Source organism: Nitrosomonas supralitoralis (genome assembly GCF_003011925.2).
GTDB classification, from domain to species: Bacteria; Pseudomonadota; Gammaproteobacteria; order Burkholderiales; family Nitrosomonadaceae; genus Nitrosomonas; species Nitrosomonas supralitoralis.
In genome coordinates, this window is sequence record NZ_PXXU01000001.1 from 127,869 (window position 1) to 152,442 (window position 24,574).

The 24,574-nt window shown below is 44.1% G+C and carries 16 protein-coding genes; 2 read left to right on the plus strand and 14 right to left on the minus strand.

From position 1 onward, the window contains the following. Position 1: 1 nt before the first annotated feature. Both sdhD and sdhC read right to left on the minus strand, forming a co-directional pair. Positions 2-355, minus strand: coding sequence for a succinate dehydrogenase, hydrophobic membrane anchor protein (gene sdhD / locus C7H79_RS00505; protein ID WP_106705334.1), 354 nt, complete (start codon positions 353-355; stop codon positions 2-4). Next, positions 349-738 carry a succinate dehydrogenase, cytochrome b556 subunit gene (gene sdhC, locus C7H79_RS00510; RefSeq protein ID WP_106705335.1) on the minus strand — a complete coding sequence of 130 codons (390 nt, stop codon included), beginning with the start codon at positions 736-738 and terminating at the stop codon, positions 349-351. The genes sdhD and sdhC overlap by 7 nt, the downstream gene beginning before the upstream one ends. A gap of 308 nt (positions 739-1,046) precedes the next feature. Here sdhC and C7H79_RS00515 point away from each other — a divergent pair, with 308 nt between their 5' ends. Both C7H79_RS00515 and C7H79_RS00520 read left to right on the plus strand, forming a co-directional pair. Continuing rightward, positions 1,047-1,931, plus strand: coding sequence for a DUF6279 family lipoprotein (locus C7H79_RS00515; RefSeq protein WP_106705336.1), 885 nt, complete (start codon positions 1,047-1,049; stop codon positions 1,929-1,931). 486 nt (positions 1,932-2,417) lie between these two features. Beyond that, on the plus strand, positions 2,418-5,330 hold the full coding sequence (locus tag C7H79_RS00520; RefSeq protein WP_106705337.1) for a S8 family serine peptidase: 2,913 nt from the start codon (positions 2,418-2,420) through the stop codon (positions 5,328-5,330). A 60-nt stretch (positions 5,331-5,390) separates the two neighbouring features. On the opposite strand, the gene C7H79_RS00525 is transcribed toward C7H79_RS00520, so the two are convergent. The 12 genes from C7H79_RS00525 to C7H79_RS00575 all read right to left on the minus strand — a co-directional run bounded on the left by C7H79_RS00525 (position 5,391) and on the right by C7H79_RS00575 (position 24,573). Further along, complete coding sequence (locus C7H79_RS00525; protein ID WP_106705371.1) at positions 5,391-6,251, minus strand: transposase; 861 nt, start codon at positions 6,249-6,251, stop codon at positions 5,391-5,393. A 181-nt stretch (positions 6,252-6,432) separates the two neighbouring features. Beyond that, positions 6,433-8,424 carry a glycerophosphodiester phosphodiesterase gene (locus tag C7H79_RS18295; RefSeq protein ID WP_197714560.1) on the minus strand — a complete coding sequence of 664 codons (1,992 nt, stop codon included), beginning with the start codon at positions 8,422-8,424 and terminating at the stop codon, positions 6,433-6,435. Further along, positions 8,388-8,849, minus strand: a complete 462-nt coding sequence (locus C7H79_RS00530) for an eCIS core domain-containing protein (RefSeq protein ID WP_197714561.1) — start codon at positions 8,847-8,849, stop codon at positions 8,388-8,390. Before C7H79_RS00530 ends, C7H79_RS18295 begins: the two co-directional genes overlap by 37 nt. A gap of 568 nt (positions 8,850-9,417) precedes the next feature. Continuing rightward, positions 9,418-9,972 (minus strand): eCIS core domain-containing protein, encoded by a 555-nt coding sequence (locus tag C7H79_RS00535; RefSeq protein WP_106705338.1) that lies wholly within the window; start codon positions 9,970-9,972, stop codon positions 9,418-9,420. 23 nt (positions 9,973-9,995) lie between these two features. Further along, entirely contained in the window at positions 9,996-10,214 is a 219-nt protein-coding gene (locus C7H79_RS00540; protein WP_106705339.1) for a hypothetical protein, read from the minus strand. A 36-nt stretch (positions 10,215-10,250) separates the two neighbouring features. Continuing rightward, on the minus strand, positions 10,251-10,877 hold the full coding sequence (locus C7H79_RS00545) for a class I SAM-dependent methyltransferase (RefSeq protein ID WP_172592313.1): 627 nt from the start codon (positions 10,875-10,877) through the stop codon (positions 10,251-10,253). 20 nt (positions 10,878-10,897) lie between these two features. Beyond that, positions 10,898-13,534 (minus strand): class III extradiol ring-cleavage dioxygenase family protein, encoded by a 2,637-nt coding sequence (locus C7H79_RS00550; RefSeq protein ID WP_106705341.1) that lies wholly within the window; start codon positions 13,532-13,534, stop codon positions 10,898-10,900. Positions 13,535-13,541: 7 nt separating this feature from the next. Then, entirely contained in the window at positions 13,542-14,918 is a 1,377-nt protein-coding gene (locus tag C7H79_RS00555) for an ATP-binding protein (RefSeq protein WP_197714562.1), read from the minus strand. Positions 14,919-14,921: 3 nt separating this feature from the next. Then, positions 14,922-20,330 carry a contractile injection system tape measure protein gene (locus C7H79_RS00560; protein ID WP_106705342.1) on the minus strand — a complete coding sequence of 1,803 codons (5,409 nt, stop codon included), beginning with the start codon at positions 20,328-20,330 and terminating at the stop codon, positions 14,922-14,924. Beyond that, positions 20,314-23,427 carry a baseplate wedge protein gene (locus C7H79_RS00565; RefSeq protein WP_106705343.1) on the minus strand — a complete coding sequence of 1,038 codons (3,114 nt, stop codon included), beginning with the start codon at positions 23,425-23,427 and terminating at the stop codon, positions 20,314-20,316. Before C7H79_RS00565 ends, C7H79_RS00560 begins: the two co-directional genes overlap by 17 nt. Beyond that, complete coding sequence (locus tag C7H79_RS00570; RefSeq protein WP_106705344.1) at positions 23,414-23,740, minus strand: hypothetical protein; 327 nt, start codon at positions 23,738-23,740, stop codon at positions 23,414-23,416. The genes C7H79_RS00565 and C7H79_RS00570 overlap by 14 nt, the downstream gene beginning before the upstream one ends. Positions 23,741-23,745: 5 nt before the next feature. Continuing rightward, positions 23,746-24,573 carry a hypothetical protein gene (locus C7H79_RS00575; protein WP_106705345.1) on the minus strand — a complete coding sequence of 276 codons (828 nt, stop codon included), beginning with the start codon at positions 24,571-24,573 and terminating at the stop codon, positions 23,746-23,748. Position 24,574: the final 1 nt, after the last annotated feature.

A 24,574-nucleotide genomic window follows, 5' to 3' on the forward strand; every position in this document is an offset into this window, starting at 1 on the left:
ATTAACTCCACAATATTTCTGCAGTCCAAACCAGATAAAACAGCAAGGCAGTTACTACCGTGATTTGCATCATTAAGCGAACCGACACGGGATGGACATAGTCCATAAGAACATTGCGCACACCCACCCAAGCATGCAAAAAGACACAAATGAAAAATACAAAAGTCGCGATGCGCAGCCATTGAGACTGGAATAAACCTTTCCATCCCGCGTAATCTTGTGGAGCGACAACAAAAAGTACTCCCATCAGCACAATAAGATAAATCGTCATCAGAATGGCGGTCACTCGCTGAGCCAGCCAATCCTTCGAACCATAGTGCGCGCCCGTCACGGCAAGCTTGGATTGCCTTACCATAACATCAACCCCGTCAGTGTGGTTAGCACAACTCCTGCAACCAACACCAGTTTGCTTCCTGTGCGTGCTTGCGTCAACGCGATTCCTATTTGCATATCCAGCAACAAGTGACGGATCCCGGCACATAGATGATGCAGAAAGAACCAGAGCGGTAGCAATAGCACCAGCTTGATGATCGGACTAATGAGAAAATCTCGTAAAATCTCAAAACTTTGCGGAGATTTCAGTAATAGTTGAAAACCGCACAGCAGCAACGGGATGCCAGGAAAAAACAACAATACACCGCTGACACGATGCACAAAAGAAACCACAGCCGGAACGGGCTGCCTGATCTTTAGGAGATTCAGATATTTGGGGCGTTTATGATGTACTTTTGCTTCCATGCGAGAAATTCTAGGGTAGAAGATACTGTCGCCAAAGTTAAGCTTACGCGCTGAAAATTGAAGCCAAGTGTAGTCTGTTATGGTTTCCGATACAAGCCATATAGACAATCTAGCTGGATTATTCTGTTTTGAAATGAATGGACATCCTATCAAAACAGCGCACGACAAACGAACGACTGCTATTAATCGAAATAACGAATAAACGAGTGATAACACACGGATTATGTATAATAAACGAGTACGTTGAATACTGTTGCTAGTAGCGTAGCAACATTCCTTTTGCTCACCTAAAACTGGCAAGGACCATCATGCAGTCCACCTCTCGAAGAATTGCGCTCATCATTTTATTCTCTTTACTGAGTGGTTGCAGCATTGTGCGTCTGAGCTATGATCACGGGCCGCAACTGACTTGGTGGTGGCTGGATGGTTATGTCGGTTTTAATCGCGAACAAGCGCCGCACGCAAAACAAGCGATTCATCAGTGGTTTGGCTGGCATCGCTCGACCCAGCTTCCGGAATATGTTGATTGGCTAGTCGCAGTGCGCACTCAGATCGACGGTCCGCTGACGCCATCACAAATTTGCAAGTGGTCCGACGAACTACAAAACATCATCGCACCTGCTTTCGATCAAGCCGCGCAACTGAGCGCCCCTGTGATTTTGCGTTTAGGCGAAGCGCAATGGCGTCATCTCGAACAACGTTATGTCAAAAGTAATGATGAACTGCGCGGCGATTACCTGCAACCAGATCTTGGAGATCGCCGGCAAGCATCGATCAAGCGAACTGTAAAGCGCATCGAAAATTTATATGGCGACATAGACAAAACTCAACAGCAATTAATTGCTGTCGGTATTGAATCATCTCCTTTCAATCCCGAGGTCTGGATAATCGAACGCCAGCGCCGACAACAGGAAACTCTGCGAACACTGCGCCAACTCGCCAGCGAATCCACCGTCCCTGACTCGATCATTGCCTCGTTAAGACAACTCATCGAATACACGCATCGTTCGGATGACCCGGATTACCGTGCTTACCAATTGAAATTATCCGAATACACTTGCGACTTTATCGCGCGCATGCACAATAGCGCCACCCCAGCCCAGCGCCAACATGCACATGACAAGTTAAAAGGGTGGGAAACGGATTTACGTGCGCTACTGGTTGATAACCGTATGCATACTGCATTGGAGTAGCAATGTCAGGTACCATCTGCGCAACCTGAAACACCGCTGGATTGATAGTCAATCCCTGGAAAGTGCGCTGCTTCTTCAGCATTTATATATCCATTCTCTGCATAAAATCTTCCTTATCACCATCCTTACACGACTTTTTGCTGGACAATCAAGCTGCATAGCAATAAATTCAATGACTACCCACAATAACTAATACTTCTCACGTATTACCAATAAATAGCTGATTTGTTTCTCATCCCCTACTTTCACATTCTTTGATCTTCGGATAAAGAGGCGAAATTCACCTTATTTTCCTTCTTTAATCTAAAGAACGCATCATCTTCGTCGATAGTAAACAGTCGCGGTAGGTAAAGCGATGCTATCGAGTGATCATTACCTTGCTAGCGGTTTCTTTACCGCACAGTAAATGCAGAATAAAAAAATGAAAAACCTGGGATTGGTTCTTAAATTAAGTGTTATTGAGTCAGTAAATATTAGGAGTATGTTATGAGCCAGTTCGTAAATAACGAGTTTTTGATTCAATTTTCTCCGAGCCTCACTCAGAAGGAAAAATCGGCACTATTACGCAAAAACGGTGCTGAACCTGTTCACGATATAACATCATTCGGTCAAGAGCCAACGCTGGTCAAGATTAGCTCCTCCAAGTCACTGGACAAAGTTATGCATTCTTTATCCATGCAACCCGGGGTCGAGTTTGTACAACACAACTGGATTGTTTCCAATCAATTCGCAAGTGATGATCCCTACTACACTAACGGAAACCTCTGGGGCATGTACGGCGACTCATCTTCACCAGCGAATATTTACGGAAGCCAAGCCAGTAAAGCCTGGAACAACGGTTTTATAGGAACCACAAAAACCGTTGTGGGTGTGATTGATACGGGTATTGATTACACCCATCCAGATCTTTATTTAAATATCTGGATCAACCAAAAGGAAATCAGCAATGCGCTTCGTTCGGGACTAACCGATGTAGACCATGATGGCATTATCAGTTTTATCGATTTGAATCATGCAGCAAATGTCGCTTATGTCTCTGATGTTAACAAAAATGATCGCATCGACGCCGGTGATTTGCTGGCCGATTCACGCTGGAAAAACGGCGATGATTTGGACCATAATGGCTATATTGATGATATTGTCGGCTGGGATTTTGTTAATAATGACAACAATCCTTTTGATGATGTAAATCACGGAACTCATGTCGCAGGGACTATCGGCGCCACTGGCGGAAATGGTAACGGCGTTTCCGGGATAAACTGGAATGTTCAAATGATGGCGCTGAAAGCACTAGGCCCCTCTGGAGGCACCTCCTTATCTACCACAGCGGCAATCGATTATTACACCAACGCCAGCAAAGCTTCTGGTACTGGCCAGAATTTCGTGGCGACCAATAATTCATGGGGAGGAGGCGGATATTCTCAGAGTAACTTTGATGCTATTGTACGCTCAGCGCAAGCGGGCAATCTTTTTGTCGCTGCATCAGGAAATAGCGGTTTCAATACGGATACCTATTCAAGTTATCCTTCCAACTTTAACACAACAGCAGCTGCCGGATACGATGCGGTTATATCGGTTGCGGCCTTAACCAGCTCTGGATCACTGGCTGCTTTCTCAAATCATGGCAAATCTACCGTTGACCTGGCAGCACCGGGGCAAAGCATTTATTCTACTGTGCCGGGAGGCGGATATGCCTCTTTCCAAGGCACCTCCATGGCCGCGCCACATGTTACAGGAGCTTTGGCGCTCTACGCATCTGCTCTTCCCGAACTTACCGCACCACAATTGCGTGAAGCTTTACTGAGTTCAGTCATCCCAACCAGCGCTTTGACGACGACCACAGTTACCGGTGGACGTTTAGATGTTGGCACCTTGCTTGCCGGCGCACCGCTACCGCCAGGCGTTGTTGCCAGTGGCGGAACATATACCGGCACAACTGCCAACAACATTATGAACGGTGGCGCAGGTGATGATATTCTCTATGGTTTATCCGGCAATGATACGCTGAGGGGCTTAGCTGGTAACGATATCCTGGACGGCGGAGCAGGCAATGATAAGCTCTATGGAGGAGAAGGATCCGATGTTTATCTGACACAATCAGCTACAGATCATAAAGCTGCGGAGTTTTTTGACTCGGGTACCTCAGGAACTGACGAAGTGCGATTTGCGGCAACGGTTAAGGGTACTTTGACACTGTACGCAGGAGACACTGGCATCGAACGCGTGGTGATCGGCACCGGGACTGGAATCAACGCGATTTCATCCGCCACGACCGCACTAAATATTAATGCGAGCGCGGTATCAAATGCGCTGACTATCATCGGCAATGCCGGCAACAATGTTCTTACCGGCACTGCCTACACCGATCAATTCGATGGCGGTGACGGCTCCGATATCTATATTATCAACTCAGCCACCCATCACTCGGCTGCAGAATTTTCTGATAGTGGATTCAATGGCATCGACGAAGTTCGTTTTGCTGCCACTGTATCCAGCACTTTAACGTTGTTTTCCGGCGATACCGGGATCGAACGCATCGTTATCGGCACCGGCACGGCTGCAACTGCTGTTTCAACCGGAGTTGTAGCACTCAATGTCAATGCAGCGAATGTTACAAATGCACTAACACTCATTGGCAACGCTGGCCCAAACATTCTTACCGGCACAGCACAAGCCGACATGATCGATGGTAAGGCCGGCACTGATGTGATGGATGGAGGGAATAATTCGGATGTTTATTTAATTAATGCAGCTTCGGAACATGTCGCCGCAGAAATAAGTGACTCCGGTATTAGCGGTACTGACGAAATACGATTTGCTGCATCAGCTAAGAGCACCTTGGTCCTGTATGCCGGCGATACTGGCATTGAGCGAGTTGTGATTGGAACAGGCTATGCAGAAAACGCAGTTACTACAGGCACAACCGCTATCAACATTAATGCCGCAGCAGTCACAAACGGATTGTCCATAATTGGCAACAATGGCGCCAATATATTAATCGGTACCGAATTTAACGACACATTCAGCGGCAATAATGGCAATGACATCATCACCGGTGGTAGCGGTGCAGATAAATTTGTCTTCGATTATAGTCCAAACAGCACATCCAACCGGGACACGCTGATCGACTTCCAAAGCGGTGTTGATATACTGCAATTCAGTTTAAACATATTCACCGGTTTGGGTGTCAGTCCGGGTACTCTGAATACTCAGCAATTCTGGTCAGGTGCGGGCGCAATCGCTGCCCAGGATATCAACGACCGGCTCATCTACAACACCACAACAGGTATCCTGTATTATGATGCCGATGGTCTGGGCGGTTCCGCCGCTTTGCAGGTTGCATTAATGGGTACTACTGTTCATCCAAACCTGATCTACAGTGATATTCAAATGATTTGACATAGCATTAGCATAGCATTAAGGTCAGGTCTATATTAAGACATCACTTTGGGCGCCAGACTACCCACAATTTTTACCATTATTTGCTTTCGCTTCTCTAGCAATTTTACCAACGGTTGTGAAATGTATGTTAAAGAACGCAGCAATCTGTGAGTAACTATATTCGCCAGTCATATACATCGCCACAATGGCTTCATTACGATTGGCATGAGCCTGCGCTAATTTTTCCAGCGGCGGTGCAGGTGGGCGGCGCTGGGCTTTGGGTATATTGAGATCTTCAGACAATGCTTTGTTTTTCTGTTGCATCTGTTGCACGAAATAATCATCACCAAGTAACACCTGCTGGTTTAAATATCGCCATATTGATTCTTGTCCAATGCCTTGCGCAACAAATTGACTAAATCCTTGCACTGCTTCATTTCGTTTACCTGCAAATTGTGCAAGTAGTTTGTCTGTTGCCAACCATGGCGGCGCCGAAGTTTTCCCTACCGTTGCATTATAGCTGCTCCATGGCCACTTCCCTGGGTGATCCTCCATCCCCGCCCTTACCGGATTGAGGACAGCATAACGCATCAATTCCATCAGATAAGTATCCGCATCAACCAAAATTGCCTTGTATCGCCCCTGGAACAAATGACCACTGCGTTGATGGCGACGATTCGATGCCTGGGTAAACACGCCATTCAACTGGCGCATACCTTTCGACAAATTGCCATCTGGCGTTTCAATCAATAAATGATAGTGGTTGCTCATCAGACAATAAGCATGACAAATCCAATTAAAGTCTTCAATGACTTGCCCCAAAATGGCAAGAAATTTTTCTCGATCAATATCATCATCATAAATATTCTCACGCCGGTCGCCGCGAGCGGTTACATGATAAAAAGCACCAGGAAACTCAATTCTTATCGGTCTACTCATGAGCCCGATAATAGCAAACATGAAGCATCTTATCTAGACCTGACCCCACGTATTGCTTCACGTATTGCTTGTGTTTACTGCTATTGGATGTGCGGCTATGGGGTCCTCTTCGGCTACAATAAGTCAATACTCATGCTTGACTCCCTTCATAGGCTTTTTTCTATTGGTTTTTAACGAAATATTACGCTCGAATTTGTGCGCCCAAATCTGTGATAATCTCTAGTGGAGTGGCATTGAGCCTAACACCACGATCGCTAAAAGTATCACGTGATTGAACGGTAGCCAGTAGTGCTGTCCAGGCCGCTTTATTTTTGTTTCCCTTCGTAGGATTGGCTGCCCAGTCATGGTTCATTAGAAGATGCTGAATGGCAGTGGCAATCCGATCTCCTTCAGGACCCAATTCGCCTCGTGTAGTATGAACATGCTCGGGGTAATCTGTTAAGAGGTGTGTTCTAGTCCCGTCGGCTACATGAAGTTGCCCTTGTGCTGTTCTGTAACCCGCTGTATCGGCCCGCTTTTTTTCCACCTCCATGGGATAAGTAAAATCCCGTTTGTCCATAGCTTTGGCTGCTACTGGATGGGCACGCTGAAAGGCGGCCCATAATTTATTTACACTTTGTGCAGCGCCAACATTTGCCGCGACAAAGCTCTGGAGTTCAGGGCCTTTGCCCCATTCTAATAGAGTAGGTGCAACACCCGTTAGAATGTGTTGTTCGCCTCCTAAAACATAGGTTGAAAGATAGTTGTCCGTAAGCGCCCCTGGAGCTTTGATCTGCTTTGAATCAGAGAGTGACATTCTGTATTCATCCACTCCCGCAACTTTCGCTGCAGTAGGATGCGGTGCCCCTAATCCAACAACCAAACCTCCTAATTTTGTCTTGGTCATTCGTTTTCGAAGATGTGCTGCTACTTGACCCGAATCTCCATTAAACATTACAATTTCCATATCTGCTGCCTGAAGTGCTAAGTCACCTTTTTTAAATTTGCTCACGGTTTTTGCGGTAATGTCAACGATGTTATGGACTCCTTCATCTCCTCCTTTCATTTCAATCTCAAATCTAAACCCTTTATGATGTTGTGCGGCATAAACAGTGGCCACAGGTGCGGTCATATCCAAAAGTTGTCGAAGGCTCATAAAAACGGTATGCTCTGATAATTCTTTAGGAGCAAGAGAGAGATCATCTGCAGCCTTCCTTGCCAGCCCCATAAGAACGTCAGAATTGGTGGCTCCAATGGTCGCATCGGCATTGGCATATGCAGCTCTTTTAACTTCTGACATTTGTTCAGAAATGTTTCTATCGTGACTAACTATGGGAACGCCATCTTGTGATAGGAAAACGTCGCACTCTATTCCATCCAAACCCCATGGATTGGTCGGTGTGGATGCATGACTTAAGGCAGATGCAAATGCTGCTCGAGAGTTTTCGGTTGGCCTCCCTCGTGCGGGATCGGTATCAGGGATCAACCCGCCAAATGACTTGTTGGTTGCCCCCATCCCTCTATGGGCTATAATAGACATTCTCGCTCTTTTCTGCATTTTCAATCTTAGCGCTTCAATTCTTTTTTTAATTTCATCACTTTGGCTACAATTTGTAGCCCAATAATCCAAAGTACCGAGTAGTAAGCATTCATCTCCTATCTTAGGCGGAAGTGGATCTAAAGCAATGGCGGCATCCAATCGGGTAACGGAAGCCGCTTTTATAGGGTCGTACTTGTCACCAATTCCAGCATAATTTGCAGGATTGGCTTCGAGATTAATGTTTACAATGGCCGCATTTAGTAACGCGGCAACAGTTTCCAGATGAGGAATGACATTGATCTGTCCACAAATTCGATTCAGTTTCCTAAAACCTTTATGTTCCAGTAATTCGTCTTTTACAGGATTGTCAGCATGGCCTTCAGCAGTTTTAACCGCTTTTTTATCAACGCTGATACCGGGCGTCTTGCCTTCTTTTACCAATTGCCTTATGGCCTGATTGGAAAGAATCGCTCTACTCAATTGATTAAAGAACGCACCTTGAACAACCAAATCCTCATTATTCATATTCAATGCCTTGGTTCTCATCACATCTGCCTCTTTCCCCAATCCTACGTCATCATTTATATGCACCTTACCCTTCATTTGCATGGTAGCCTTTACCCCCCCCCTTGCTTTTGCTGCACCACGTGCCAAGCTTCATGTGGCAAATGTTTTTCTTGTCCTGGCCCTAAATGAATATCAGTGCCTTGCGCATAAGCATGAGCTTGCAATTGATCCGGTTTATCAGAGTTACGATGCACTTTTACATCATCCATAGAATAACCAGAAAGATTTTCTATTCCTGATTTTAGATTGTCAGGTAAACCCGTGTTGTTTTCTTTCTTTTGGATGGGCTGCTGTCGTTGAGCAGAATAACTAGCAGCTATCGCCTGTAATTGAGCAGCTTGTTTAGCTTGCCGACTACTATTTGCCATTTCTTGAAGCTTTCTTTGCGCTATAGCTTCAGGTCGATTATCCACAAACTTAAAAGAAGACTCACTACCACTTTGCTTTTGAGAAAGCTCATTCGCCACCGACTGGCCTTTATTTTCTTGTGCTTTATCAGCGTGAGTATTCATAATTTATTTCTTTTCAGTTTTAGTCTATTGCCCCTGTTGGTTTTCCCCGATGCTCGCTGAGCTACGGGATAAACAACCTACAGGGTGAACTATAATAATACCAGCTAACAACACTGGCGCGTTTACCCCGTCCTATAACGTTCATCCACTACCTTCTTTGATATTACGAAAAAATAATACTTCCCTCGAATAACAATCAACCACCATCATCTTTCATGTTATTCAGATAGTTCGCTAACAAGTTCTTCAAGTAGATCTTCCCGTTCCCAGACTTCAGATATTTTTCTCGTTTTGTAGCGCCCTGTTGGTTTAGAGATCCTTCGTAGTAGATGAGGGATAACGGTCTTCTTTGTTTTGTCGATGGCACGTTCCCTTTAATCAGCGGCAGTCGCTGATTCCTCGTACTTGTTGATTCAACTTGTCATCCGGATCAAATATGAGTTTCAAGCGGGACTGATTTCTATGCACTGTCTTTTCGACTCTGAAAATTTTGGTCATGACCGCCATTCAACGTTTCACCCAACTGAAATGCTCATGGCATTTTCAGATCTTGCGTATGCCTCAATGCTTACGGAACACTGGCAACCGCCTTCGCCCCCATTACGTCCGCCTCATGCTCCAAACCCTGATCATCATTGACCGACACCCCGTCCTTCATCTGCATTGTAGGCTTCACCCTTCCTTGCGCCTGTTGCACCACATGCCAGGCTTCATGCGGCAGATGCTGTTCCTGCCCGGGTGCGACATGAATGTCGGTTCCCTGCGCGTAAGCCAGGGCATTGAGTTGTGCGGGCTGGGATGAATTGTAATGGACCTTGACGTTGTCCATGGATATGCCGGAAAGGGACTCGATACCGGACTTGAGGTTATCGGGCAGACCGGTGTTGTTGGGTACTACGGCGTTTTTTTGCTCTCGTTGAATAGAGGATTCGGAAGTAAATTTGCCCTGCAACAGTTTCTCTTCTTCAACACGCTGAGCAGTTGCAAACTTTCCTTGCAAAGGCTCTTCTTCCACTCGCTGAGCGATTCCTTTACCCTGCAAAGGTTCTTCTTCCTCAACCCGTTGCGTAGCCTCGAATCTGCCTTGCAGCAATTTCTCCCCGGGTTTCGCCTGCAATCGCATACTGGCGGTTTGCAGCGAGTGGCTTATGCTCTTTGCGCGACCATCTGTGGGCTGTTATGCATTGACTCCGCCAGCTTGTGTTGGGTAATCAACGGCGAACTTGCCTGAATTGCGTGGATGAGCTGCAGCTGTGCGATGGTTTCAGGGCGGTTGTCACGGGCATTTTGCGGTGTGCTGCCACTAACGGTTGGTGATGGTCGGGTTTGTTGCGGGTCCAATTGAGTCGATACAGATTGCTTCATGCAAACCTCCGTTTTATGAGATAAGACTTGACAGCCTTATACCGATAAGTCGCTATTCACTATATCCCGATGTACCAATACCGTAAAGTCATCTTCCAGATAACCTTCTATACATTCTACCCGAGACGACAACACTTGACAAAATGCCAGAATTTCTTCACGGTCATGCGCAACTAATAAATCATGCTGCGGGAAATGGCGTTTATCCAACATATTAAAAGCCAATGCAACTTGCGCACTGTTATACAGCTTGCAGATCATGTCTATATAAAAGCTCTTGTTTCTGCAACGATAACCCAGCGCACCGCTGGCAAAAACAATATCCACCAGAGGCAATTCTGCCGTGCTGAAATCGGATTGAAAAAAAGTTGTTCGCGCAATCCCTTCGTAGCGGTTCCTTGCTTCTGCGATAAATTCCTGCATTTGATCAATGCCAAGATAATCAAAATCCGAGAAATGCAGATCCAGAAAAGCTTTTAAGTCGCCATATCCACAGCCAACATCCAGTATCGATTGTCCATTTAAGTTTGCGACTTTGATCAATGCCTGGTAACGAGCCTGCTGACTATGCTCCCCGCGCCATCCGAGTGATTCAACCGTGCCATGCTTAAATTCTGTTATGCGATGGCGGTGATAATGCATCACCGTCGCTTTTTCAATCAAGTCCATATCATTGATACGGGTCAGTCAACCTGACCATTTGATGAGAGCTGCATGCGAGGACGCGAAGGTTTCTTCATTTGTTTCTTCCAACTTTGATAAAAAATGATACTAATGGCTGCACCTCCAAAAAGAATCAGGATCAGAGGTAAATTACCCTTTGAAATAGGCTCCAATACGGGATCATAAGTCAATAACAGTAAGGCAATTATCAATGTTGGAATAATCAGAATGCTCAGATACAACACATAATAATTTTTGATTCGATAACGAATCCGGCAAGAATAGAAATAAAGACCCGCCAGCAGCACGCACACAATAGTCATAAAATTCAATGACATGCGAAAATAGATGCGATTTTCGCATACGAATTTATCGATAAAGGAATCACCATCACCACGCCAAGTAGATGCCTGAAAAAATCTAACCACGTAACCGCTGACAGATTTGATATCATCATATCGCAACGGCATTTTTTCAGCGGTCTCCGGTTTATCGATCATCAAAGGCCAGAAACCGATTCCACCAAAGTTATCCTTGAAATACACCACATCATCTTCCAGTTGTTTCCAGTTCCTGCCATCGAATTGGATTACTGGAATAATATTCCTTAGTAACAGACCACGCTCGACGCCATGCAGCTCACTATGCTCGATATCGAACCGTAACTTCTTTTTAGCATTGGTTGTGGGCTCTTCGATCAAAACCAGAATTTTAGTTTTTAAATTTTCATTCTGACTGCTTGAAAGCAAAGAACCGGCGTTAACAGAAGATATTTTCGTATCATCAACCCATGAAAGAATATTGGAATAACGGTATAAGCCCTTACCCAGCACGGACTGAGGAACCAGAATATTGACAAAGTAATCGTGCTTTGCTGCAAATAATCGTTTCTGTAAGTCGGCGAAGAAACGGTTAAAAATCGCAATCGAGTCCGGATCACCGGGGAAATCGTTAAAGTAGAGTGTTATGCCATCGCCTTGCGTGGGCGCAGTCACAGCGCCGAATGTTATATTTTGCCCGATTTGGGAAAAATGATTGGTTATTTGACGATTCAGCAAGTGCACGATGTCTTCGGTCAAAGTTTTCAAAATAGTGGCTTTAGTTTCGATGGACTGCGTTTTCCACCAGTTCCAATACGGCTTGTCATTATGAATCACCCAATCCACTTTGCTGGTATATTTTCGAGCCACCTGAACAAATGCAATCTGAGATGCTCTGATCGTCTCGTCGGTCGATAACACCGTTTTTTGGTTATGTTGGCTATTCGCTTGCATAATCGCGCCATTCTCATCAAACGAAAGTCCATAATAAGCCACTCTTGACAACACACTAAAGTTAACTGTTTGCGTTTCCCCGTTTGCCAGCCAGAATGGATAGAAACCATACACCGTACCGGATAAATCATTCAGCACGCAACCACAACCGCGACCATCCCACTGCACTGGCATTGCTTCACTATAGATAGGATTCTTCTTATATAAAGATGCAATTGCTGGGTGCACGACACTTACATACAGATCGGTAACAAACTTGTCGATGCTTTCGAGATCGGCTTCCTTACATTTGTCTTTCTGGGGCATGCGCAACTGATCAATTATTTTTAATCGATTTGAAAAATCATGAATACCTTCATAAGGACCTGTTAGCAAATCTTCAATCAATTTCTTGAAATTTTTATCATTGATTTTCAAATTCAACACATAATCGTTCTGTTGATCATCGTGTTGACAAGCACCGATCCCTGCGTAAATTTTTGACTTCACCGCCTGCTCGAACAAATGCTTATCAGGATACGCCACATCGCTTATCGTTTTATCCAATAAATCCGCAAGTACACTATTCAGAGAAGTAAACAGCGGGTCCCCTTTGAGCACATCGATAAAACTCTGACTAATTACGGGATCTGCATAGCGATAGTAGCGCTGGATCACTGACATCAATTGATCCAATTGATCAGGATAATCTTTCAACGCCGCACTTACTGCTTCTTTCAGTGCCGAGATGTTATCAAATTGTTTATTTTCCAATTTTGATAATTGCTCATGAATCTGATTTTTATCTTGTAAAACCTTGAAATCTTCAGCAGTTAATTGATAATAGTAGGTAATGAACTTATTTTTATTAATTTTTGCGCTATCCGGCAAAGGATCGATTATCTGCTGGTACAGATGCACCAGATCCAATAATGCCTGGTGTGTACCATCACGTCGCACGCTGTAATAATGGTACATTTGTAACTCAGGTCGATCATCGTTCCAATAAGAGAAATCATGACTGATCAGTATCTTCGTCTCCTCCGGGAACATATTTGCAAACGATGCTATATCCTCCAATCGTAGAATTGTTTCATGAACATACGAACCAATTGGTTCAATCTTGAAATCCTTGATAAACCGCTGCAACCAGAATAGTGTTACCGGTCCCATCCTGCCATCGGTCAATGGATGTCGGCTTTGTGCAACATCACGCATCCAATGCCGGTTATTTTGATAAATTGTCGCCAAATTCTGCTGCATTTGAGAAACGGTGTAATTATCCAGTTTTTTGAATTCATTGGGATTCAATAATCGATCGTAGTAGTAATCGCGTGCCGATACCGCTGAAATGCACCAGCAGTAAAAAACAAGCACCATCCACATGAGAAAACTTTTTTTCATCGCGCGCTCACAATGTTCGTCCTTCTTTTAGTAGCTCTTTGGTCACACCCTTTATCAGATCATTCTGAATAATCTTGTTTCGCTTCATGCGGATTGCTTGAATCGCCGCGTATCGCACGGCGTTGGTAATCGCCCCCCCTGAAAGTTCAAAGCGTTCTGCCAACCTTACCAAATCAACCTCTGACGACGACAACAACGGGTTGTTGGCAAACATACCCTGCCATAATCTTAAACGTTGCGCAGCATCGGGCATGGCAAAATGTATGGAGGTTTGAAACCGCCGGGCAAAAGCGTCATCGATATTAGCTTTCAAATTAGTTGCTAGAATCACCACACCGGAATAATCCTCAACTCTCTGTAATAAATATGAAACCTCCTGATTAGCATAGCGATCATTCGAACTGCTGGTTTGTGTTCTTTTACCGAACAGAGCATCGGCTTCATCAAAGAACAGAATCCAATTTTTATTCTCCGCTTGATCAAAAACATTGGCGAGATTCTTTTCGGTTTCACCGATGTATTTCGATACCACCATTGACAAGTCAATACGATAAACATCAACACCGATGCTTACACCAATCAATGTTGCCGTCAGCGTTTTTCCCGTCCCAGGCGGGCCATAAAATAACGCGCGATAACCAGGCTTAATATTTCTACCCAAATCCCACTGGTGCAAGATTGTTTGTGAATGTTGCAACCATGTATTAATGTTCTCGATTTCATCCATCACCTCCGCATCAAGCACCAAATCATTCCATGTCAAGGATGTAGTTATCAGTTTTGCCGGAAAATGAATACCATAATCGGGTTTATCACATCGCCCCAGCGTCAATCGGTTCAGATACTCGAATGATATTAGCAACATGGCACTTAGAAAAGGTTCGCCGCTAGCATTGTGCTCGATCCTGATAATCTGTTGTTGCAGCAAATAATGATCGGTTTGAAACAAGCGTAATACTTCAAAACGTTTGACAAGATCATCTCCGGCCAGAATAAAAACAGCTGTTTCACAAGTAGGCAGAAATCCGCCATGCCCTTTTCCCTTCCATCCACCAAATTCGGTAAATCCGCGTGCGGTATTTTGATTATTCAGCAGAAAAGTGTCCAATACATGAGGCTGGATATGGGGCAATAGCGCCAGGATAATTATTATGCGCTCATCAAAACCCATTGTGTGATGACGCATCAACTGTGCATATTCTGATGAGTCCGCAGTCAGATCTGGCGCAGTTATTTTACGAATATCATCGATAGCACTTTCTCTGCAGAAATAAATATCCAAACGCGCAGCCAGAACCGCCTTAAACCAGATAATTTCCTGCATCAATGTTGCCGCGTTAGTGGCACTTTCTGTCATTACTGAATGCGCATCTGAACTATCCACGGATCACCGCCAAGATACATGAACAGGATGATCCATCCAAGTATGCCTAATCACCGAAAAACTCCACGGCAAACCATCCAGCAACATATCAAAAACTCCGGGCTCAATCGTTAGATACCACATTCCCTCCTCAGTTAATTGTAAACGACCTTTGCGTTGCAGGAATGTTTCACGCAAACCACTGATCGATGTGTTACCAATTGTTTTCCAGTTGTGAATCATGCCATGAATCAAACCTTCAATTGCTTCCTGTTCATGCACACTGATTTCAATCTGGCTGCAAATTGGAGTCCCGATAGATATTCCACATAAAATCTTATTCAGCGTCAACTGATATTCAGGAGATGACATCTGCTCATTGACCATGAACTGCAACAGATGTACTGCCCGCTCAGCCGCACGATAATCAACAAATTGCCCCTCTTCGATCAAATTGAGTAGCGAAAAAAGCCGAGGCAAATATGGCGCTGCAAGAACCAGCCCAGCATTCTCGATATAGATTTCCTGGTTTGCCTCCAAATCGGACTCCAGTCTGTTAAATAACGTATTCAAATCAATCAAAGATTGCGCCGCTTTTATAGGCATAGATTGCTTTGCATCGAACACATTTTTCTCAGCTTGAATCGATTCCGAAACGACTGCATCAAAAATAGCTGTCTCTATAAGAGTAGATAACGTTCCTTCAGCATTATTTTGCATCAGCGCCGCATGCCATACGTGCAAGGCCGCAGATAGCTGTGCCTCCACTGAAACATGCCTAATCAGTGCATGCAGCAAGGAGGTTAACTCAAATTCGCGTTCAGCTTTAGTCAGTAGATAATCCAATCCGGCTAACCATAGACGATTTATCCATTGTTGTTGTGAATCAGATGCGGTAATTTGGGATGTTCGATGCAGCTTATCCGCATGTATCAACAAGTGTTCAATCAGCAAAGCCGCTTGTGGCGATAAAAAACAAACCATCTCAAACAACACTGATTGCGGAAGCCTATCCACAAATATTCGTAATTCTTTCATTCGCAGCACTTCGCACAGCTGTTGCCTGAGTTCATCCAGGCGCATTCCGCTGCGAACTGTTCCCGTACCTGCTTCTACCAGCTGAGCTTTTCTGAGGGCGGTTAATATCCGCTCATATTGCATCTCATCGGATAGCTGCCGCGGCTCTTTCGATTTATCCACCGATTGCGTGTCGATCGATTCTGATTTCGTCTCTTCGTGCTCGGCCGCGCCATCACTAACATTTCGGAATTCGGTTCGTCGCGTCACTGTTGCAATCGCTTCCAGGTCAATTTCGCGATCATGCAACAAGTCGTCCAGCAATCGACGGTAGTAAATTTTCTGATCCGTTGCCTGGCTTGCCTGATTTTCTATTGCTTGCTGGAAAATCATCCGGTCGCTGCCAGTAATGGAAGTTTTTGTCTTTAGCAGCATTTCAACCAGATTTCGCAGTTCATGGGCTTGCAACTGCGCGACTGTTAAAGCGTATCGTCCGTCACGCAAATTCTGATAGATGCGCTTGAGTTCAGTTGGATTGTCCGCAGCCAACGCCTCCAGAATTGTCTGCAAATCCTGCTGTCCGGAGTCCAACTCAGATTTACCTGCCGTAAAATGCCGACGTAATCTCTGGGATGCAATGCTTTCTTCAAATACTTCATCTGTAGAATCTGCCGCACTTCCGATTGTTGGGTTTCTTTCAGGGGTGCCAATAATAAGTGTTTGCAGCAGGGTGTATAGCGTGCCATAGGCTTTGCTTTGACTCAGTTGGTCATGCCAGGATCGGAGACTGCTCTGCAAATCCGCTTCATCGGATACGCCACGAACCAGGATAAGCAAAAAGGTTGTGGATTTAAGATCGGAGTCTGTTTTAGTCAGCAGATAATCCAATCCGGCTAACCATAGACGATTTATCCATTGTTGTTGTGAATCAGATGCGGTAATTTGGGATGTTCGATGCAGCTTATCCGCATGTATCAACAAGTGTTCAATCAGCAAAGCCGCTTGTGGCGATAAAAAACAAACCATCTCAAACAACACTGATTGCGGAAGCCTATCCACAAATATTCGTAATTCTTTCATTCGCAGCACTTCGCACAGCTGTTGCCTGAGTTCATCCAGGCGCATTCCGCTGCGAACTGTTCCCGTACCTGCTTCTACCAGCTGAGCTTTTCTGAGGGCGGTTAATATCCGCTCATATTGCATCTCATCGGATAGCTGCCGCGGCTCTTTCGATTTATCCACCGATTGCGTGTCGATCGATTCTGATTTCGTCTCTTCGTGCTCGGCCGCGCCATCACTAACATTTCGGAATTCGGTTCGTCGCGTCACTGTTGCAATCGCTTCCAGGTCAATTTCGCGATCATGCAACAAGTCGTCCAGCAATCGACGGTAGTAAATTTTCTGATCCGTTGCCTGGCTTGCCTGATTTTCTATTGCTTGCTGGAAAATCATCCGGTCGCTGCCAGTAATGGAAGTTTTTGTCTTTAGCAGCATTTCAACCAGATTTCGCAGTTCATGGGCTTGCAACTGCGCGACTGTTAAAGCGTATCGTCCGTCACGCAAATTCTGATAGATGCGCTTGAGTTCAGTTGGATTGTCCGCAGCCAACGCCTCCAGAATTGTCTGCAAATCCTGCTGTCCGGAGTCCAACTCAGATTTACCTGCCGTAAAATGCCGACGTAATCTCTGGGATGCAATGCTTTCTTCAAATACTTCATCTGTAGAATCTGCCGCACTTCCGATTGTTGGGTTTCTTTCAGGGGTGCCAATAATAAGTGTTTGCAGCAGGGTGTATAGCGTGCCATAGGCTTTGCTTTGACTCAGTTGGTCATGCCAGGATCGGAGACTGCTCTGCAAATCCGCTTCATCGGATACGCCACGAACCAGGATAAGCAAAAAGGTTGTGGATTTAAGATCGGAGTCTGTTTTAGTCAGCAGATAATCCAATCCGGCTAACCATAGACGATTTATCCATTGTTGTTGTGAATCAGATGCGGTAATTTGGGATGTTCGATGCAGCTTATCCGCATGTATCAACAAGTGTTCAATCAGCAAAGCCGCTTGTGGCGATAAAAAACAAACCATCTCAAACAACACTGATTGCGGAAGCCTATCCACAAATATTCGTAATTCTTTCATTCGCAGCACTTCGCACAGCTGTTGCCTGAGTTCATCCAGGCGCATTCCGCTGCGAACTGTTCCCGTACCTGCTTCTACCAGCTGAGCTTTTCTGAGGGCGGTTAATATCCGCTCATATTGCATCTCATCGGATAGCTGCCGCGGCTCTTTCGATTTATCCACCGATTGCGTGTCGATCGATTCTGATTTCGTCTCTTCGTGCTCGGCCGCGCCATCACTAACATTTCGGAATTCGGTTCGTCGCGTCACTGTTGCAATCGCTTCCAGGTCAATTTCGCGATCATGCAACAAGTCGTCCAGCAATCGACGGTAGTAAATTTTCTGATCCGTTGCCTGGCTTGCCTGATTTTCTATTGCTTGCTGGAAAATCATCCGGTCGCTGCCAGTAATGGAAGTTTTTGTCTTTAGCAGCATTTCAACCAGATTTCGCAGTTCATGGGCTTGCAACTGCGCGACTGTTAAAGCGTATCGTCCGTCACGCAAATTCTGATAGATGCGCTTGAGTTCAGTTGGATTGTCCGCAGCCAACGCCTCCAGAATTGTCTGCAAATCCTGCTGTCCGGAGTCCAACTCAGATTTACCTGCCGTAAAATGCCGACGTAATCTCTGGGATGCAATGCTTTCTTCAAATACTTCATCTGTAGAATCTGCCGCACTTCCGATTGTTGGGTTTCTTTCAGGGGTGCCAATAATAAGTGTTTGCAGCAGGGTGTATAGCGTGCCATAGGCTTTGCTTTGACTCAGTTGGTCATGCCAGGATCGGAGACTGCTCTGCAAATCCGCTTCATCGGATACGCCACGAACCAAGGCTAACAAATACGTCGCAGGTTCAAATTCAGCGTCCGTTTCCGTCAGTAAATATGCCAGACTGCTCGTCCATAATCTTTGCTGCCATTGCGCTTGAGTATCGCGTCGATCTGAACTGGATGATCGATACAGGTGATCTGCTAGAGCCAGTACGCGTTCCATCAGAAAAGCAGCCTGTGGTGTCAATAAGTACGTGATTTCCAGCAGGGTCGATTGCGGCAAATCAATCAACCGGGCAAGCATTGCCGGCGATCGCAGCAATTCTCTCAGTTGTTGCCTGAATTCATCCGGTTTCCTCTCAGTCGCCACAAGCGCAACACTTTCTTCTGTTAACTTTGCCTTACGTAGCTGTTTGAAGATCCTCTGATATAACAATCCATGCCTCAATAACACCGGCTTGAGTTGTTGCATGATCGGAGGAATGTATATTATTTTCGCTTCTTCGCTTTCTTCTACTAAACTACTGGCCTTGTCGCCTAGTGATTTGCTACCCTCCTTCCGATGTATCGCTGCAATCGAGTTTTCTTCGGAAATCAAATGAGGCTCGAGCAAGAATTCACTGCATTTTCTCAACAAATCATACAGTGCGCTACTGATCTTTCCCTCATTCTGATGTTGCTCGGCAGTGCGCAAAATGTTTTGTAACAGAAAATGCGGCGCACACATCTGCTGCCGATTGATTAATTGGTCAATCAGTCGCGCAGGATTATTTAGAGGCTGAGCATCTTCAAACAAAATTTCAAGCAACTGTATCCAGATCGAGTTTCTTTTCTCAGTTTGAGTACCTAAAATAGCATCTGTCTTAAGAATCACCTGATGACATATCACCAGAAATTCCAGTATCAAATGTCCATAAGTGGATTCAATTTTGAGTAAGATTTTTTCCAGGTGCTGTTGCGAGAATTGAGATACCAGTCGTTTGATAATTGCAGTTCTGTCAGTTGCAGGCAGGCTTCTAAGCATCCTAGCCAACGCGATTTCAGCGATCAGTTCTTCTTGCAATACCTGCAGCAGCATTTTTTCATGTGCGTAGCTGTCTGTTGCATCTATATGCCAGGGCATACGACCTGTTCTCAGAAAACCATACAAATTCATCAAATCAGATTGTGTTTTACTGAATTGTTGTATGGGTAAATTACCCGTGCGCTCTGATCCGGAGAATTGATATTTTTGTTGCAGCGCCCGAAGCTCATCACTAAGTTTCGTTTGAAAACATTGCATCAACTCAATATAAGAATCACTATCTAGAATATCTCCCAGATCAATCTCAATTTGATTTATACGCCACACTGAACCTTTTTCATCAAACTCGTTTAGGATTTCATCCAGCGCAGGCAGCAATTTTTCTGTTACCCAGTTACTCATTTCCGCTTCGTGCTGTTGAACCATTATCATGGAATTGCAAGACCAATCAAAGATGAGCTCATCAATGCGATGCACTATCGACATGTTGTTAAATCCAGTGCTCATTCACAGCTTCCCTTCTGTTCTTTAGCAAACAGGAAATCACTCGTTCAGATGCTCTATTGAGTTTTTCAAAGTCGTTGTGATCAGGATTCTGGCTCGCATGTCGCATACGGAACAACCAAATTTTATAGCACTGTTCAAAATCCCGCATATAACCAAAATCAAGCCAATAGAATTCCGCAAACACATGTGCCGGGAGATTCTTGAGCACCGTTTCTTGCGCGAATTTCCTAAACGCAGCACTTGAGAATCTTGCTGTCCAGGATGGAAAAATCACGCTGATGCGGAAATCAAAAGAAAACTTGGATTCCGGAATATTATCAAATGAGCCTTGCCCTCGAGGCCGTAATAGCACATGTTCAATCATGTGGAAATTTTCACATGCCATATTCAGTTGTGTTATTACGCTGCAATAATCATGTGCATATCTTATTGCTTCATTCACACTCTGTTTGCTACCGAGCGGCCAAAATATTTTATCCTGCTCGGTCTTTATATATACAACCGTTTTATCACCGGAAGTGATAAGCCTATAGTTTTTTAAGTCAGTCCCTTTTTTAAAGAGAGAGTACCCAAAAGGCGGAAGCTCTAATGGAATGGTAATGCTTTCAAATTTATTTTTTTCGAAAATTACAGAAATCGCTGCGTGCTGCATTTCTTCAGTCAAATCTTCCTGGATCAGCGTTTGGTCAGGGATCAGACGGCTGTTTCTTTTAATTAATATATCAGTGATGGATGGAATGCTATGAAACTGACTACAGCCCAATAAAATGCTTATTCGTTTATGAGCACCCGCAATATTTCCTGCCTTTACCTCATGATGCCCCGACATCGCAGGCTGTAAATAATTAAAACCTGCCGCTCTATCACGTGTAATCTCCCTGATACATTTCAGGAAATTAATTTTATTTTCAATAATCCAATGATCGAAATCCGAACGCCGGTAACAATCGAATTGTAATAGCAGATCTTGCGGATATTCTTCTCCATATAGCGCCAACAATGTATCCAAGATGCGATTTCTCCGCTCAGCAAAGTGATCATAATGCGCCTGAATTTCAATCAGTAAGGATTTACAATGTTCCTTGCCAATTACATAGAGTGATTCAATGCCTGGGATATTCTGGTCACTGAGAAATTGAGCAAAATAAGATTGCTTGAGTTCAGAATCCAACGAGAATAACCTTGGAATCTCTTGCAGATTTTGCAAATAATCTGCCATTAACTGTTCAAAAGGAAACAAATATGCTTTTAATTGCTTCGCTCTTGCTTTGACATCTGCTGATTCTGAATGAGAAATACCATACCGGTTAATTCCGTAAACATCAGGAAAATGATTCTGGATTGAAAAATAATCGGCTAATGCGCGCTGCCGCCCTTTGGGTAACCGAATGAATTGCGAAAACGATTGATCGTTATTTCTAAAAGCGCGGTATTCAAAAATTAATTTTTTGAGTTCCAAGTAAGTTTCTTTTAACAATGCCTCATCTTGTGGATATTTGGGTGGCACAAAACTTGTGGCATGCCGATCAGAATCTTTACGACTTGCATTCTGTGATAGCACCAGTTGCAAAATTTGCTGTGGTTTTCCAGGTCTTGGAAAACATAAATCAGGAAAAATATATTTTAATGAATTGTATTCAATCGCAGTAGATTTCTTGTTATATTGATCAATCAGATACAGATCGCGTACTTGGATAACACCTTCTATTTGATTCACCAGTGTAATTAAATCGACTACACTCAATACTACTTCTTGCGCTGATTCGAACCATTGATCGCTGATATACCCATGCCTTGTTAAAGGACCTGAAAAAATCTGCTCATAGTTACCCGTTTGATTAAACACAGATTCATAGCGATCAATCTGAATTCCGGAAGAAATATAGTGAGCGCATTTTAGAAAAATTTCCGCATAAATCTTAGCCTTCTTATAAGAAGGCTGAATTTCGACCTCCCCCCCCAGAAAATAGGGTATTGTTTGAATAATCTCAATACGGTGAATATCCTCACAAAGATTGCGATGCTTCAAGAAAACCGACAGAATTTTTTGTTTAATAGCCGTATCATTGAGTTTCTCTGTACTTTGGTCTGTAGTGACAATTGGCGAAAACAGCCCGTTTCCCATCTCAAGCATTACGTAATTCAGCTTCTGTAATGCATGCTCAAATCCAGTCATAGAAGTGATCAATCTAGTCAGGCAATCTGTTTCGATAGATACTTTGTCAGCAGGATCAGAGCCTATCGCTGTTAAAATGTATGTTACCGAGCTCTTCAGATTTGCATTACTAAATACTGCTTCCAGCTTAAACAAAATCTCGCTCAATCTAGAGCTGAGTTCTGCATTAGGTGATGAGTCGTGAATGATAGACCAAATAGCGTTAATCTGGCTCCAGACACTATCCACATACGATAAATTCGTGACTAATAGGCGCAGAGTTCTTTTTACTTGATCAATGAGTACCTCTGGCTCTGATCTTGGCAAACTGTCATTTTCAACAATCTCACATTCTTTTTCCAAGTTTTCGTGCCATATATTCAAACGATCGCCCAGCTGATCAAAAAGGCCGCGAACTTGATCCGAGGCACGACTTATTTGTTTCAGTCTGCTGAATAATCGATCCAGACTTCCATGGCGCTTTGAATTGTTCGAATGATTCTGGTTCAGTTCATCATCAATCTTAACAAATACGGTATACAAACAATTTATTGCCGTATTTTCTTCTGCTGAGCAGGACTCAAGCCAGACATAATCAATCTCGGGAATCTCATCGTAAAGAATTTTCTGATAATCAATCTCTGTAACCGCAGAGCTAGGAAAAACTTCCTCGGGTGAAAATAAAGCATGCCGCTGATAATCAATGCTACCCTTTTCATTTGTCAAGTAATCTGGGACTTCAAATTCGGATCGATGAGATAAATCTGTTAATCCATAGCAGAGCTGATCCAAAATGGTAACTCCAGGATCATGCAAATTATAGTCGGTCCAGACATCCCCACATAAACCCTGGATCTTACTAATCGCTTCTTGTCTTAGCGTTTCAAAATCAAGCCCATCAGGATCGATTTTGATGCGTTGAATGTGCTCAGATGTCGACATGCTCTGTTGGAACCACCGCCAAATGGAGATTCAATTGGTGGTGTATTTGTTGATTTATTTCTGTCAGCAATTGATTTACTCGATGGTAAGGCATTTTGCTTAACGCCTGCATGGCGAGCGAAAGCTCAGATTCAGTAAAAACAAATGGTTGTCGTTCATTCGCTGCGATTCCGGTCACAAATAAATCATTGGCTTGCTGATTTAAACTTCCAATCAACTCAAACACAGATTTAAATGGACACTCAGCGAGGGCTTCAAGCAATAAATTACCTTCTTTTAGATTTAAATGAATCGTTAATATCTGTGCCGACATTTTCTTTATTTCTTTACCTGTCTTTTTCTCAGGACTTTCGGATAAGTAGATTCCGGCTCTTTCTCACTCTCAAACATCATGGGATCGTGCCATAGTCGGGTGACGTGATATTTAACCCAAATATTGTCGCCGTAGAATGATTCAACACGTAATTGCAGTGTGTATTCGAAGTTTTCTGTGTTCTCTGCGTTTTCCCAACGCAATTCCAGGCGATTGCATTTCGCACCATAATGCGCCTGATGATAAGTAATATGATTCTTGGCGTTATAAGCATTCAACGCAAATGCATGCATCAGTGCGAACTTACCATCTGCGTCTTTACCGCCGACGCCTGCAACAACCTCAAATGCTTCGCAACCCGTCAACGTTTCGGTAATCGCATGCCACTCCCCATCCGCAGGTACCGCCAGTTGTCCACGACGCCCTATTCTTCCATAAGAAGCAATTGTGCCTGCAACATCCAGTTCAAATTGCGGGTTATTTATATTGATGCCCACTCCCACTTTGGATGGCTCATCAGATCCGGTATCTACATTTTCAACACTTTTTAGTGTCAGGATATAAGGGTTATTTTCATTGCCAAAATTCAAGTTGGTTGTTGTCTTATCTATCCTCACAAACCACATTGGACTGAGCGTCGATATTTTCTGATAAAAACTTATCAGTTTGCCATCACCCAATTGAAAAATTTTAAATCCATCTTCCGGAGTTCTCTCAAACCCATCATCAAACAAATTCAGCGCCGAATCAATTAAGTCGGCAAACGCATCTTCTGATGGCATTCTGCCTTTCTTAAATCTGGCCTTTAATGTTTCTCTATTTTTTTTCGCCATT